11 protein-coding genes and 2 pseudogenes are annotated in these 15,363 nt (G+C 55.9%); 7 read left to right on the top strand and 6 right to left on the bottom strand.

Annotated elements, in window-relative coordinates; all coding sequences use genetic code 11:
* Positions 1–341 precede the first annotated feature (341 nt).
* Positions 342–632, top strand: a complete 291-nt coding sequence (locus KDX30_RS23550) for a hypothetical protein (protein WP_231677635.1) — start codon at positions 342–344, stop codon at positions 630–632.
* 21 nt (positions 633–653) lie between these two features.
* The gene (locus tag KDX30_RS23545; RefSeq protein ID WP_231677634.1) at positions 654–1,172 is read left to right on the top strand and encodes a hypothetical protein; all 519 of its coding nucleotides are present in this window, start codon (positions 654–656) and stop codon (positions 1,170–1,172) included.
* Between the two features lie 61 nt (positions 1,173–1,233).
* Here KDX30_RS23545 and KDX30_RS23540 read toward each other — a convergent pair whose 3' ends face one another.
* The gene (locus KDX30_RS23540) at positions 1,234–1,638 is read right to left on the bottom strand and encodes a hypothetical protein (RefSeq protein ID WP_231677633.1); all 405 of its coding nucleotides are present in this window, start codon (positions 1,636–1,638) and stop codon (positions 1,234–1,236) included.
* A 321-nt stretch (positions 1,639–1,959) separates the two neighbouring features.
* Between KDX30_RS23540 and KDX30_RS23535 the strand changes: the two genes are divergently transcribed.
* The gene (locus KDX30_RS23535; RefSeq protein WP_231677632.1) at positions 1,960–3,153 is read left to right on the top strand and encodes a glycosyltransferase family 4 protein; all 1,194 of its coding nucleotides are present in this window, start codon (positions 1,960–1,962) and stop codon (positions 3,151–3,153) included.
* Here KDX30_RS23535 and KDX30_RS23530 read toward each other — a convergent pair.
* From KDX30_RS23530 to KDX30_RS23520, 3 genes are all read right to left on the bottom strand, one after another.
* Positions 3,150–4,253, bottom strand: coding sequence for an NADH:flavin oxidoreductase (locus KDX30_RS23530; RefSeq protein ID WP_231677631.1), 1,104 nt, complete (start codon positions 4,251–4,253; stop codon positions 3,150–3,152). The two genes, KDX30_RS23535 and KDX30_RS23530, sit on opposite strands and share 4 nt — an antisense overlap.
* Positions 4,254–4,718: 465 nt before the next feature.
* Complete coding sequence (locus KDX30_RS23525) at positions 4,719–5,201, bottom strand: glutathione peroxidase (protein WP_027899555.1); 483 nt, start codon at positions 5,199–5,201, stop codon at positions 4,719–4,721.
* A gap of 120 nt (positions 5,202–5,321) precedes the next feature.
* Positions 5,322–5,807, bottom strand: coding sequence for an FKBP-type peptidyl-prolyl cis-trans isomerase (locus KDX30_RS23520; RefSeq protein WP_027899554.1), 486 nt, complete (start codon positions 5,805–5,807; stop codon positions 5,322–5,324).
* On the opposite strand from KDX30_RS23520, the pseudogene KDX30_RS23515 reads away from it, so the two are divergent.
* From KDX30_RS23515 to KDX30_RS23505, 3 genes and pseudogenes are all read left to right on the top strand, one after another.
* Positions 5,776–6,127: pseudogene (locus KDX30_RS23515) on the top strand (DUF3565 domain-containing protein). The gene KDX30_RS23520 and the pseudogene KDX30_RS23515 sit on opposite strands and share 32 nt — an antisense overlap.
* An 88-nt stretch (positions 6,128–6,215) precedes the next feature.
* The gene (gene pta / locus KDX30_RS23510; protein ID WP_027899552.1) at positions 6,216–8,306 is read left to right on the top strand and encodes a phosphate acetyltransferase; all 2,091 of its coding nucleotides are present in this window, start codon (positions 6,216–6,218) and stop codon (positions 8,304–8,306) included.
* Between the two features lie 80 nt (positions 8,307–8,386).
* Positions 8,387–9,298 carry an acyltransferase gene (locus KDX30_RS23505; RefSeq protein ID WP_231677630.1) on the top strand — a complete coding sequence of 304 codons (912 nt, stop codon included), beginning with the start codon at positions 8,387–8,389 and terminating at the stop codon, positions 9,296–9,298.
* A 149-nt stretch (positions 9,299–9,447) separates the two neighbouring features.
* Here KDX30_RS23505 and KDX30_RS23500 read toward each other — a convergent pair whose 3' ends face one another.
* Both KDX30_RS23500 and KDX30_RS23495 read right to left on the bottom strand, forming a co-directional pair.
* The gene (locus KDX30_RS23500; RefSeq protein WP_027899547.1) at positions 9,448–10,152 is read right to left on the bottom strand and encodes an OmpA family lipoprotein; all 705 of its coding nucleotides are present in this window, start codon (positions 10,150–10,152) and stop codon (positions 9,448–9,450) included.
* 100 nt (positions 10,153–10,252) lie between these two features.
* A pseudogene (locus tag KDX30_RS23495) lies at positions 10,253–10,898 on the bottom strand (MBL fold metallo-hydrolase).
* 310 nt (positions 10,899–11,208) lie between these two features.
* On the opposite strand from KDX30_RS23495, the gene KDX30_RS29590 reads away from it, so the two are divergent.
* On the top strand, positions 11,209–15,363 hold a 4,155-nt coding region (locus KDX30_RS29590; protein WP_319946098.1), incomplete at its 3' end, for a M10 family metallopeptidase.

Below are 15,363 nucleotides of genomic sequence, written 5' to 3'. Positions count from 1 at the left end.
AAAAGGCCCTTGATTGGGCCTTTTTTTTATCGCCACAAGAAGTCAAGCTCAACCAAACTTACCGGCAATTAATATAAAAAGAAATATCCCACACCTCTATCCAATACTTCCTACAAACACCAAAAACGCCATTAAAACCTGCCCGGCAAACCATTGCCTATTAATGGCAAACACCTGCCGACTTCCTACAAAACTCTTTCTGTAGGAAGTTTACGTAGGAGCATAACTCCGTTTTCCATCTCGCCTTATTTCATTAACAGTTGCAACCACTCTATTTCCTACACGAAAGAGTCTGGCACTCCTGTTGCTATGAGAGTTATAAAACAAGGAGTGAGCAAAACATGGAAATCAAGGCAAATCCCGTCCACCCCAATGCTGCAACCGCGCCGAAGAAAAACCCACAGGAAGACTCCTCAAGGTTCGCGAAAATCCTGAATAACATGACCCAACCAAAACCCGCTCAAAAAATCGAAGCACAGCCCGCCGCATTGTGCCGCCAGATCAAACCACGTTCACACCTGCAACTGACCAGTCTCAACCCAGTAGGCACCCTGCACAAACCAAAGCCTGCGGCGCTGGAAACAATCGGCGAGTCGCGGATTTTACCGTTTGTTTTATCGACTACACGCTAGACATGCGGATCAGGAGCAGCAATGAACATCAACAATCCAGGATATATCGAACGGCGGACTGTCTCTGACAGACTTAATGAAAGTATCAAACCAACTAACAGGTTTTCACAACAAAACAAAAACAGTCTTGAAGAACCTCCATTCGCAATAACACTGAAGGAAAAAACAGGCTCAGTGGAAACCCCTGTCTACGCCCGGAGCGTCTCAACAAAAACGGAATGCAATCGCTTAATGAATGAAATTTCGTCAAATCCTGAAGTCGCCGACATGCGGGTAAGGGATTACGCCCATGAATCACTCGGCGTAGTGGCCTACAGCATCGCGGAATACCCCATTCTCAGGCTTGTAACTACAGGAGAAATTTACACGCCAGAAGTACAAGCAGAATACGATAGCACCTGGAAAGAATGGCAATACGGCCGACTATCACTTTATGAAACTGAGCTTTCCAAAGGTACTCCAGCGGCGGAAATACTCAAAAAACTATGGCAGTACAATGACACGATGCCTGCAGATTTTTTAAAGCGTGCGGGCTGGTGACAGAAACATAAAGGGCTGGGCTGACACACTCATCAGCCCACCCTCCAGGATCAGTATCTCTCTACCATTGAACAGTCAACGAACCCTGCAAGGTGCGAATCGGGAAAAACGGACTCCGATATGCCCTGATATTAAAATAGAATGGAAATTCAGCGTAATAGCTATTAAATACTGAAGTAGAGCCAGACGGTCGGTTAGTCACATCAAGGCATTGGTTGGTAACCATTTGGCATAGCTCAACCGTGACCGGTTGCGAGCGCCCTTGATTCGCCCAGCTCCAGCTAACATTCCTCGCCCTGACCGCCACCGGGGGAGCCGGTGCGTAGGGTACATTAAATCTATATGTCTGATTTTTAACTTCAATATTGGGTAAGCTGAATGTCGAATGATATTCATCTGCAAAAGACAGTTCGGCCATCATTGCCATACAAAAAACCAAACCAATATATATGCCTTTACTTTTCATTAAACTATATCCTTATCACAAAGGCCACTGAAAAAGCTTATCCAAGCCAGCGCCTCTGTTTTCAAATTTTAATGCGACCAGAGATCGCAGACATGTCTAAACTAGACAAAACTCACTTTACGCAAGAAAACCCTGAACCTTATAGACATATGTATTACAGCCTCACTTTCAGAGTTCTCCTACAACATCTCTAAAATGTAGGACATGAACTACAAGGGCATCACAATGGCTATCAAGTTTTCGTACCATTACACGTCTCCGTCACAAATCCATCACTCCCCCGCCACATAACCGAAATCATTGCAGCCGACACTGGCTGTCATGAGCCAAATTCTTCACATCACGTTAATTACTGAAACCTTCGCCCCCGAGATCAATGGCGTTGCCAATACCCTGGGCCGTTTGTGCGATGGGCTGCGGCTGCGTGGGCACCGGGTCGAGCTGGTGCGGCCTCGTCAGTCTGGCGATGTCGGGCTGGCTGCAGATGATTTGATGCTGTGCCGCGGCTGGCCGATTCCGGGTTATCCGGGGCTGCAATGGGGGCAGTCGTCAATGCACAAGCTGTTGCGCCGTTGGCAGCGGCAGCGTCCGGATGTGCTGTATATCGCCACTGAGGGTCCGCTGGGGCTGTCCGCCTTGCGGGCGGCGCGACGTTTGGGAATTACCGTAATCAGCGGTTTCCACACCAACTTTGCGCAGTACACCCAGCAATACGGTATGGGCTTCATGAACCGCCTGCTGACTCATTACCTGCGCTGGTTTCACAACCGCTCCAAGATGACCCTGGTACCCAGTGTCAGTCAGAAAATAGCGCTTGAAAGACGGGGCTTCGAACGTATCGAGCTCTTGTCACGCGGGGTGGACAGCGCGCTGTTCCATCCTTCGAAACGCTCGCAGCCACTGCGCGAAAGCTGGGGGCTGAACACCGGTGATATCGCCGTATTGCATGTCGGAAGACTCGCGACCGAAAAAAACCTCTGCCTGCTCAAGTCCACCTTTGAAGCGCTGCGCAACAAATACCCGCAACGCCAGTTGAAGATGGTGATTGTCGGTGACGGCCCGCAACGCGCAGCGCTGCAACAGCAACTTCCGGAGGCTATTTTCTGCGGCACCCAGCGCGGTGAAACTCTGGCTGAACACTACGCCTCCGGGGATGTGTTTTTGTTCCCGAGCCTGACCGAGACCTTCGGTAACGTTGTGCTGGAGGCGCTGGCGTCGGGGCTGGGTGTCGTGGCTTATGACGAAGCCGCGGCAGGGCAGCATATTCGCCACGGCCATAATGGCGCGCTGGCCATGCCGGGCGACGAGGCCGCTTTCATTGATGCAGCCTGCTGGTTGCTGGAGGACAGCGAAACCTTGCGTCGCGTACGCCTTAATGCGCGGCAGCACGCCAGTCGCCAGGGTTGGGGAGCAATCATTGATCTGTTCGAGCGCAAAATGCTCAGTGCCTGCCCGACACCAGAACCGGCAAAGCCTGAACCGGTCCATGGTGCCGAGCTGAAGCTCAAACGCTAGACCAGCGTGGTCAGCGCGTCGCGACTAAAGGGCAGAATGTCTTGCTCACGGCCTTCGCGGACTTTCACGGCCCAATCCGGATCCACCAGCAACGCACGTCCGACGGCGACCAGATCAAACTCTTCATCGCCAAGACGCTTGAGCAGGTTCTCCAGGCTGGCGGGCTGAGCGATCTTGTCGGTGTTGACCATGAACTGCAAGAACTCGCCATCCAGCCCGACACTGCCCACGGTAATGGTCGGTTTGCCGGTCAGTTTCCTCGTCCAGCCGGCCAGATTAAGGTCCGAGCCTTCGAACTCCGGCTCCCAGAAACGCCGCGTAGAGCAGTGGAAAATATCGATGCCAGCGTCAGACAATGGCTTTAGAAACTCATCAAGCGCCTCAGGCGTTTGCACGAGACGCGCGCTGTAATCCTGCTGCTTCCACTGTGAAAAACGAAAGATGATCGGGTAATCAGGGCCGACCGCGGCTCTGACGGCTTCAATCAATTCGATAGCGAAGCGCGATCTGTTGGCCAGGCTGCCGCCGTACTCGTCGTCACGTTGATTACTGCCCTCCCAAAAGAACTGATCCACCAGGTAGCCATGGGCGCCATGGATTTCTACACCGTCCATGCCGATGGTTTGAGCGTCCTTGGCGGCCTGAGCAAACGCGGCAATGACTTCATCAATGTCCTGCTGGCTCATGCCATGCACCACGACCTGCCCGTCCTTGAGCTTTTCCATCGGACCGTAGGCCGGAACGCTGGCATCCGGCTCCGTTCCCAGACGGCGCACGGCACCCACATGCCACAGCTGCGGGACGATCTTGCCGCCCTCGGCATGAACCGCCTCGACCACTTTCTTCCAGCCAGCCAATGGCGCATCACCGAAGAACTGGGGCACATTCGGGTAACCGTTGGAGGCTTTGTGATTGACGGTGGTGCCTTCAGTGATGATCAGGCCGACACCTGCTGCAGCGCGGCGTCGGTAGTACTCGATCACTTTCGAATTGGGGACATGTCCGGGCGAGAAGGAGCGGGTCATTGGCGCCATGACCACCCGTGACGACAGCTCAAGGCTGCCCAGGTGGAAAGGTTTGAACAGGGCTTTGACCGGCATGCGAGGCTCCTTGGTGATCATTTCGAATCATCAAGGATAGGGCGGGGTTTCAGGCGGGTGACACTACTATTGATGTGGGTGATCTGGATTGAGAAGCAACCCGGAGGATGTAGGCAATTCAACTGTGCTGTAGGAGCGCACGGAGGTTAAGACGGCCGCGAAGCGGTGTATCAGGCAACCCCGCTATCGCTGCCTCGCGCTGCTCACAAGCGATTACAGGAGATGTGTGCCAAATGGAATGCTATCGCAGCCTTCGGCAGCGCTCATCAAACATGAAATAACTATCCGACCTGGACTGGAATGCTTTTCAACTGTAGGAGCGCGCTTGCCCGCGATTGCATTGGGTCAGGCAACACATTTTCGCTGACGCATCGCATCGACCCAGACCAAGCACGCTCCAAGGCCCCGTTTGCTGCGCGACAGCGCTCTGTCAGGGATACCGGGCGATCTCCTACAAGGATTAAATCAACTCAACGCTTTCTCAATCGCCAGAATCACAGCCGGATCATCCGGTGCTGTACGAGGAGAGAAACGCGCGAGCACTGCGCCATTCTTGCCCACCAGAAACTTTTCGAAATTCCAGGTGATGTCGCCTGGAAACTCTGCGCCTTCACCGGCCAGCAAGCGGTAAAGCTGGTGACGATGAGGATCATTCACCTCAAGCTTCTCGCCCAAAGGGAACGTCACGCCATAGTTGAGACTGCAGAACTCCTGGATTTCCTGCGCAGAACCTGGCTCCTGCCCGGCAAACTGGTTGCACGGCAAGCCCAGCACGCTGAAGCCCTGGTCCTTGTATTTCTGATAGAGATTCTCGAGCGCCGCGTACTGAGGCGTCAGCCCGCACTTTGAAGCGACATTGACGACCAGAACCACTCGCCCCTTGAAGGTCGCCAGCGACAACTCCTGACCATCCAGATCCTTCAATTTAATGTCGTGAAACGCACTCATGACCCACTCTCCCCTCAAATCCCGCGGACAAAAAAGGCGCCTGCCAGACTGCTTGAACCAAGTTGTTCGCGCAGAACCTGCCTGGGCGCCTTTTCAGCTACCTGAGCTTAGCAGCTCAAATCAATGGTGGTGACCACCTTCGCCATGCACGTGACCGTGGGCGATTTCTTCCTGGCTGGCATCACGAATATCGACGATCTTCACTTCGAAGTTCAAGCGCTGACCGGCCAACGGGTGGTTGCCGTCAACGGTAACGTCATCGCCGTCCAGGTCGCGGATAGTCACGATCTGCATGCTGCCGTCAGGGCCGGAAGCGTGGAACTGCATGCCCACTTCCAGTTCGTCGACACCTTCGAACATGCTGCGGCTCAGGGTGCTGACCAGTTCGGCGGAGTATTCGCCGTAGGCGTCTTCCGGCTCGATAGCGACTTTCAGTTCGTCACCAACATTCTTGCCGTCCAGAGCCTTTTCCAGGCCAGGGATGATGTTACCTGCGCCTTGCAGGTAAACCAGCGGCGCGCCGCCAGCGGAACTGTCGATGACCTCACCAGCGTCATTGGTCAGGGTATAGTCAATGGAGACAGCCTTATTGGCGGCGATCGGCATGGGTCAAGACCTTTTGCTTAAGATTGAAGAACGAGCAAGTTTAACCAAGCCATCGCTCGAAAGCGAACGCAACACGGACAGACGCAGACAGACGGGCCCTATTGGATAACGTGACGGTTACAGATTTCCGGCAGGACGAAGAGGGCCATTGGGTGGTCATACTCTCGTGCGGACATACTCAGCACCTGCGTCATCAACCACCCTGGCAATCACGTGCCTGGGTACTTGATCCAAAACAACGGCTGCAAAAAATAGCTAAAGGCTTTCGCTGTGGCTGGTGTGCGCAGCCTACGGATAACGATAACCTTAGCCACCTCTGAGACGCTGCAATTCGACAGCGCCCTGTTTCCGGTCAGTTGGCTGTCCATCGCCGCCATGGCCCTTGTACTGCTCAAGCGAGAACCCTGAATGCAGACTTTCTTTATTGCCCCCACAGACTTTGGTGTGGGTCTGACATCCATCAGCCTTGGTCTGGTGCGCACCCTGGAGCGTGCCGGGCTGAAAGTCGGCTTCTTCAAACCCATCGCCCAGCCGCACCCCGGCGATCTGGGCCCGGAGCGCTCTACCGAGCTGGTCGCTCGCACTCATGGCCTCAATCCGCCACGACCACTGGCCTTGTCCCACGTAGAGCGGATGCTCGGCGATGGTCAGCTGGATGAGTTGCTGGAAGAAATCATCAGCCTCTATCAACAGGCTGCAGTCGGCAAAGACGTGTTGATCGTTGAAGGCATGGTACCGACCCGACACGCCAGTTATGCGGCCCGGGTAAACCTGCACCTGGCCAAGAGTCTGGACGCCGATGTGATTCTGGTGTCCGCGCCGGAGAACGAAGTGCTGGCCGAACTCTCGGGCCGGGTCGAATTGCAGGCTCAACTGTTCGGCGGCCCTAAAGACCCGAAAGTCCTGGGGGTGATTCTCAATAAAGTCCGCACCGATGAAAGCATGGAAGCCTTCGCCGCGCGGCTCAAAGACCATTCGCCTTTGTTGCGCAGCGGTGACTTCCGGTTGCTGGGCTGCATTCCCTATCAGGCCGAACTGAACGCGCCGCGTACTCGTGATGTGGCCGAACTGCTCGGCGCGCAGGTTATCAATGCCGGCGATTACGATCAGCGGCGCATGTCGAAAATCATTATCTGCGCCCGCACCGTGCTCAATACCGTGCAGTTGCTCAAACCGGGCGTGCTGGTGGTAACGCCCGGTGATCGTGACGACATCATTCTTGCCGTCAGCCTTGCGGCCATGAACGGCGTGCCACTCGCAGGCTTGCTGCTGACCAGCGACACCGTGCCGGACCCGCGCATCATGGAGCTGTGTCGCGGCGCCTTGCAGGCGGGCCTGCCGGTTCTGTCGGTCAGTACCGGTTCTTACGACACCGCCACCCAGCTCAATCAATTGAACAAGGAAATCCCTATTGATGACCGCGAGCGTGCCGAGATCATCACTGATTTCGTCGCCAGTCATCTGGACGCCAACTGGCTGCACCAACGCTGTGGGACCCCGCGAGAACTGCGCCTGTCCCCGGCGGTGTTCCGTTATCAATTGATCCAGCGCGCTCAGGCCGCCAACAAACGCATCGTGTTGCCGGAAGGCAGCGAGCCGCTGACCATTCAGGCCGCTGCGATCTGCCACGCACGCGGGATCGCCCGGTGCGTGCTACTCGCCAAGCCCGAAGAAGTCCATTCGGTCGCCAAGGCACAGGGCATCGAACTGCCGCCGGGCCTTGAGATTCTCGATCCGGATCTGATTCGCGAGCGTTACATCGCGCCCATGGTCGAGTTGCGTAAAAGCAAAAGCCTCAATGCGCCGATGGCTGAACAGCAGCTGGAAGACACGGTGGTGATCGGCACCATGATGTTGGCGCTGGACGAGGTCGACGGGCTGGTTTCCGGGGTCATCCACTCCACCGCCAATACCATTCGCCCAGCCTTGCAACTGATCAAGACCGCACCGGGCTGCACGCTGGTGTCATCGGTCTTTTTCATGCTGTTTCCGGATCAGGTACTGGTCTATGGCGACTGCATCATGAACCCGCACCCAAGCGCCAGCGAGCTGGCGGAAATTGCCCTGCAAAGTGCCGACTCCGCAGTGGCCTTCGGCATTACGCCCCGGGTCGCGATGATCAGTTACTCCAGCGGCAATTCGGCCAGTGGCGAAGAAGTGGAAAAGGTTCGTGAAGCGACCCAACTCGCCCAGGAAACGCAACGCGACCTGCTGATCGACGGGCCGCTGCAATATGATGCTGCCGCCAACGAGAACGTCGCCCGGCAACTGGCACCTGACAGCGCCGTAGCCGGTCGCGCCAATGTGTTCGTATTCCCCGATCTGAACACCGGCAATACCACCTACAAAGCCGTACAACGCAGCGCTGATTGCGTGAGCATCGGCCCTATGCTGCAAGGCCTGCGCAAGCCGGTAAACGATTTGCCACGTGGAGCACAGGTGGATGACATCGTCTATACCATCGCGTTGACCGCGATTCAGGCAGCCACTCTTTCCTGACACACTGCTGCGTCATACTTACACGATGCTGTCGCCTGCCAGGCGACAGCATCCGAATTCTCTTCTGGAGCCCTTCCGGTATGGATTTTCTGCCTGCCCCATTGCGCGGTTTCATCGCCTCGCTGCTGTTGGCGCTGAACACCATTGTTTGTTGTACGCCGCTGTTCGTCGTCGCCATCTTCAAGCTGTGCCTGCCCTTCCCTGCCGCTCAACGCGTGACGGACTGGCTGATGAGCCACATTCACGAAGCGTGGATCGCCAACAACAACCGCTGGATGAATCTGCTTGGGCATACCCGCTGGCATTTGAGCGGTCTGGAAGGCCTGGATTACGAACACTCGTATCTGGTCACTAGCAACCACCAGAGCTGGGTCGACATCATGGTGTTGCAGTACGTCTTGAACCGCCGGATTCGTCCGTTGAAGTTTTTCCTCAAACAAGAGTTGATCTGGGTGCCGGTCATAGGTCTGGCATGGTGGGCACTGGGTTTCCCGTTCATGAAGCGCTACTCCAAAGCGTATCTGGCGAAACACCCGGAGAAGCAAGGCAAGGACCTGGCGACCACACGCCGTACTTGCGCCAAATTCCGCAACAACCCGGTGGGTATTTTCAACTTCGCTGAAGGCACCCGTTTCACCAGCGGCAAACAGGCCGCGCAGTCATCACCGTTCCGCTACCTGCTCAAGCCCAAGGCAGGCGGAATCGCGTTTGTACTGGATGCGATGGGTGAACAGCTGGAGTCAATCATCAACGTCACGATTCATTACCCGCAGGGTCGGCCAGGTTACTGGGATCTGCTATGCGGCAATGTTCGCGAAGTGGTCGCGCATTTCGAAGAGATCAAGATTCCGCAGCACTTCATCGGCAAGAACTACGATCAGGACGGCGAATACCGCCTGGAATTCCAGCAGTGGATCAATAAGCTGTGGGAAGAGAAGGATCAACTGTTGGCCCGGCTGCATGCCGAATATCCGGGTAACGTAAGGCCGTGAAGCCCTGTAGGAGTGAGCTTGCTCGCGACAGCGGTCTGTCAGCTATATACCCAGTGACTGACAAACCGCTATCGCGAGCAAGCTCACTCCTACAGATCTAACGTATGCCCCGCGACAGCGCGGTGCCATTGGCACCGCAGCCCCTCGAATTACTGCTGATACTGCTCGTACTGCTGACCAGGAATCGGTTTGAGGTTGACCTCAACCCGACGGTTTTGAGCGCGGCCATTCACATCGGCGTTGCTGGCAATCGGCTGATCAGGACCTGCACCCCGCACCGACAGGCGGGCAGGATCAACGCCTTGAGACGTCAGATAGGTGCTCACGCTCTGCGCGCGTTGTTGGGACAGGTCCATATTGTGCTGACGCGAACCGGTACTGTCGGTGTAACCAACAATCTCGATGTTGTTCTGATTGAACTGTTTCAACGAACCGGCAAGGTTGTTCAGCGGTGAGTAGAAGCTGCTGGCGATAGCTGAGGAATCGGTCGCGAAGGTGATATTGCCCGGCATGATCAGCTTGATCTGATCGCCTTGACGCTGCACTTCGACGCCGGTGTTGGCCATGCTTTCGCGCAGCGCCTTTTCCTGTTTGTCAGCGTAGTAGCCGTAGCCGGCGGAAGCCGCACCCACTACCGCAGCACCAATCAAAGCCCCTTTGCCGCGATTATTGTGATCGATCGCTGCACCAGCCAAAGCCCCCGCCAGCGCACCCAGCCCGCCGTATTTGGCCGTTTTGCTGACACCGCCAGCGCTCTGCGCCTGGCCCTGATTGTCGTAAGGGTTTGGTGACGCACACCCGGAAAGCATAGCCACGGCAGTAGCGGCAATAATCAAACGACGCGAGGTAAACATGCAGATGCTCCTGAATTCTATGAACATCAAGTCCTCAGACTTGTGACGAAATTAGAGCATGGCAGCCCTGTTAAATTCCTTAACCCTGCCTGAACAGCGCTCAAGCCCGAACGAATGGGTTCTCACGCATTTCATCCCCCAGCCGGGTATCAGGACCATGCCCTGTGACAACCGTAGCCTCTTCATCCAGTGTGTACAAACGCTGCTTGATGGAACGCACGATGGTCGGCTGGTCCCCGCCCCACAAATCCGTACGACCGATACCTCGACGAAATAAGGTGTCCCCGGCAATCAACAATCCGGCATCGGCAAACCAGAAGCTCATTGAGCCGGGCGTATGACCCGGTGTATGCAGCGCCACGCCACAGCCGCAAGTCAGTTCCTCATCATCGGCCAACCAACGGTCTGGCGGCGGCACCGGCGTATAGGGCACGCGAAAAACCTGACATTGCGTCTCAAGGTTGTCCCACAGGAACTGATCCTCTTTATGCAGGTGCAACGTCGCCCCGGTCTTCTCTTTCAAGAGCCCCGATGCCAGAAAATGATCGAGATGCGCATGGGTATGGATGATGCTCACGACCTTCAGATCCAGTGCTGCCAGGCGAGCCAGAATCAACTCATGGTTGCCACCCGGATCCACCACGATGGCTTTTCGGGTAATCGGATCGCCAATGCATCGTGCAGTTGCACTGCAATGGGCCAACGGGGAATGTTTCTCGTATCAGCGTGGGCTTTGCCGCTTGCATAAGTGTTCCTGTGAATGTTTTTCCATAGCCATTTGCACTGGCTGAGATCACCGGTCTCTGCATCATAAAGCTGACCGCCCAAACGGCAAAATCCTCGCCAGTCAAACCACGAATGACCGCTCATCGGCCAGTTGATGGCTTATAGCCATAACCAGTAACGTTTTTGATACATATCCAGATACAAGCTGGATAGAATGTGCGCTTTTCTGGCGTCAGAAATCAGCAACCGCATTTGAGAGATGAGTTCCGGCTGGAATCACTCGATGTAGCGGTCACATTGGACAGACCGCGATTCATTCAGGAAGCAACAATGCCTACTCCAACGGGTTACACCATGAGCTATTCGGCCTATGCGAGCAGCAATTCTCAGCTCAATAGCTTGCTTTACGGCACCTCATGGAGTTGGAGCAGTGGGTTCACAGTCACCAATCTGACGTACAGCTTTTTCGAAGAGGGCACTTCGAAATACGCCCTCTCGTACAGCGCAAGTCAGGAATATCTAGACGCCTACGAGCTGGCCCCTGCACAGCAAACAGCAATCATCGACAGCCTCGCCAAGTGGTCCGCTGTATCCAATGTCAAATTCACCCAGGTGACTGACACCGATACCACTGTTGGCGATCTGCGTTTCGGTGGCTACGCCGGGATGGATGACAACACCGCGGCCTGGGCCTACCTCCCCGACAATACCCCTGTGGCGGGCGATGTATGGATAGGCCCCCAAACCAATGAACCTGCACCCGCTGAGGGCAGTTACGACTACATGACGTTCATGCATGAAATTGGTCATGCGCTGGGTCTCAAGCACCCATTCGAGCAGAGCTTTTACAACAGCACCACGTTGTCCCCGATGCTGGATGACGTGCGCTACACCATCATGAGCTACACCAACGGTTATTCTTACGAACCCACCACCCCCATGCTTTTAGACATCCTCGCCATCCAGAAGCTGTACGGGGCGAATGCACTCTGGGAAGCAGGCAACACAACCTACAGCTGGGGTGCCGATCAGTCAGTTTTCGAAACCATCTGGGACGGCGGCGGCGTCGATACCATCGACGCCAGCAATCAGGCCAGCAGCGTGTTCCTCAATCTCAATGAGGGCGAGTTCAGCAATATTGGCAAGACCTTTTACGACTACCAGCAACAGAAATACATCAATGACGGCCTGGCCATCGCGTTCGGTGCAAAGATCGAAAACGCGACTGGCTCGGCCTTCAACGACACACTGGTTGGCAACGACCTGGCCAACGTACTTGATGGGCGCGCGGGTGCCGATTTCATGCTGGGCGGGGCGGGTAACGATACGTACATCGTTGACAACGTTGCCGATCTAGTGATTGAAACCAGTGTGCGACCAAGCGAAATCGATACGGTCATCGCTTCAGTCAGCTACACCCTGGGTGCCAACCTGGAGAACCTGACCCTCACAGGTACTGCCAATCTGAGGGGTACTGGCAACACCCGTGACAATCTGCTGATCGGTAATGATGGCGACAACAGCCTCAATGGGGGCGCGGGCAGCGATGAGCTGCGCGCAGGTGCAGGCAACGACGTGCTCGATGGTGGGGCAGGCATCGACAAACTGATTGGCGGAACCGGTGATGATACTTATATCGTCGACAACGTCAGCGACACGATCACAGAACTGGACGGCGAAGGCTATGACGTCGTCAAAGCCTCGATCAGCTATACCCTCGCCGCCTTTGTCGAAGAAGGCCGACTGCAGGGCACCGAAGCTCTAAACCTGACGGGTAATAGCCAGGCCAATACCTTGATCGGCAACAACGGCGCCAACGTTCTCGACGGCAAAGCCGGTGCCGACATCATGAGCGGTGGCTTGGGCAATGACACTTACATCGTGGATAACGTTGACGACGTGGTAGTTGAAACCAGCGCACTGCTCAGCGAAATCGATACCGTTCAGGCGTCGGTAAGCTACACCTTGGGTGCCAACCTGGAAGTGCTCACGCTCACCGGTCCTGACGCCATCAACGGCACGGGCAATACACTCAATAACCGGATCAACGGTAACGCTGTCGACAACACTCTCGACGGTGGTGCTGGTGCCGATATCATGACCGGCGGCCTCGGCAACGACACCTATGTGGTCGACAACACCCTCGACGTGATTGTTGAAACCAGCAACCTGATAACAGAAATCGACACAGTCAGAGCCTCCATAAACTGGACTCTGGGCGCCAATCTGGAAAACCTGACCCTCACCGGCAGCGCCAACCTGAGCGGCACCGGTAATGCGCTGAAAAATCTGCTGATCGGCAACGCAGGCAATAACGTTCTCAGCGGTGGCCTGGGTAATGATGAATTGCAAGGCGGTGCGGGCGATGATCGTCTCGATGGCGGTGCGGGCCTGGACGTGCTGATAGGCGGAACAGGCAACGATACGTACATCGTCGACAATGTTGCCGACCTCATCACCGAATTCGACGGCGAAGGCCGTGACTTGGTGCAAGCCTCGGTCAGCTACACCCTCAGCGATTTTGTCGAAGACGGACAAGCGCTGGGCACAGCAGCGATAAACCTCACCGGCAATGACGAAGCCAACACGCTGACCGGCAACAACGCCGCCAACATCCTTGATGGCAAGGCGGGAGCCGACACCTTGATCGGCGGACTGGGCAATGACACTTACATCGTGGATAACGTAGGCGACGTGGTCGTCGAAACCAGCGCACTGCTCAACGAGATCGATACCGTACAGGCCTCTATCAGCTACACGCTGGGCGCCAATGTCGAAAACCTGACCCTCACCGGCAGTGACAGCCTCGCCGGCACCGGCAACGCACTGAACAACCGCATCACCGGTAACAGCGGCAACAACCGCCTCGATGGCGGTATAGGCATCGACACCCTGGTCGGCGGACTGGGCAATGACACCTATGTGGTAGACAACCTCCGTGACGTGGTCCTGGAGACCAGTACCCTGCCAGGCGAAATAGATACGGTTGAGTCGTCAATCAACTGGACCCTGGGCGCCAACCTGGAAAATCTGACCCTTACCGGAAGCGCCAACCTAAATGGCATCGGCAATGCCTTGGCTAACACCCTGACGGGTAATGATGGCGCCAACAGCCTGAGCGGCGCAGCGGGTGACGATATTCTGCGCGGCGGCGCGGGCAACGACCGTCTTGATGGCGGGCTTGGTATAGACACGCTGGTCGGTGGCACCGGGGATGATTTTTACATCGTCGATAACTCCGGCGACACCATCACCGAACTCGATAACGAAGGTTACGACGTGGTGCAGACCTCGGTCAGCTATACGCTCGGCAATTTCGTGGAAGAAGGCAGGTTACTCGGCAACGCTGCGCTAAGACTCACCGGCAATGACCAAGACAACCTGCTGCTTGGCAACGCATTGGCCAACACTCTTGAAGGCGGTGCAGGCGACGACACCCTCAACGGTGGCGCGGGCATCGATACCCTGATCGGCGGCACCGGCAACGATACGTACGTCGTCGATAACCTCGGCGACAAGATTACCGAACTCGACGGCGAAGGCCGTGACACCGTGCAAACCACGGTCAGCTACACCCTTAGCGATTTTGTAGAAGACGGTGTCTTGCTGGGCGCTGCGGCGATCAACCTGACTGGCAGCAATCAGGACAACACCCTCACCGGCAACAACGCCGCCAACGTTCTTGATGGTAAAGCGGGGGCCGACACCCTGATCGGTGGCCTGGGCAATGACACTTATATAGTCGACAACATCGGTGACGTGGTCGTTGAAACCAGCGCACTACTCACCGAGATCGACACCGTTCAGGCATCAATCAGCTACACGCTAGGCGCTAATGTCGAAAACCTGACCCTCACCGGCAGCGACAGCCTCGACGGCACCGGCAACGCACTGAACAACCGCATTACCGGCAACAGCGGTAGCAACCGTCTGGACGGTGGCCTTGGCATCGACACCTTGACCGGCGGCTTGGGCAACGACACTTATGTGGTCGACAACCTCAAGGACGTGGTCGTCGAAACCAGCACCCTGGTCACTGAAATCGACACCGTCGAATCCTCAGTCAACTGGGCTCTGGGCGCCAATCTGGAAAACCTGACCCTCACCGGCAGCGATAACCTGAACGGCACTGGCAACGCTCTGGCCAACGTCTTGATTGGCAACGCCGGGAATAACGTCCTCAACGGCGGTGCAGGTATCGACACTCTGAAAGGCGGCGATGGCAACGACACTTTCGTGCTCGACCAGTTTGCCGAACTGGCATTGCTTGAAGAGTTGAGCAATCAGGGCTCCGACACCCTGAATATCAGCTTCGCCGCCACAGCGATCAACAACACCGTGGATCTGAGCAGCGCCAACCTGCGTAACGTGGAAAATGTCACGCTGCTGGGTGCGGGGTTGTTCGGTGTGATCGGTAACGATCAGAACAACATCCTCGTCGGCAATGCCTTCGCCAACACCCTCAACGGCGGTGCAGGCGATGAC

This window comes from Pseudomonas quasicaspiana, from assembly GCF_021147825.1.
GTDB lineage: Bacteria > Pseudomonadota > Gammaproteobacteria > Pseudomonadales > Pseudomonadaceae > Aquipseudomonas > Aquipseudomonas quasicaspiana.
The sequence above is the reverse complement of the archived record's forward strand: the minus strand, read 5'-3'. Positions and strand labels throughout refer to the sequence as shown.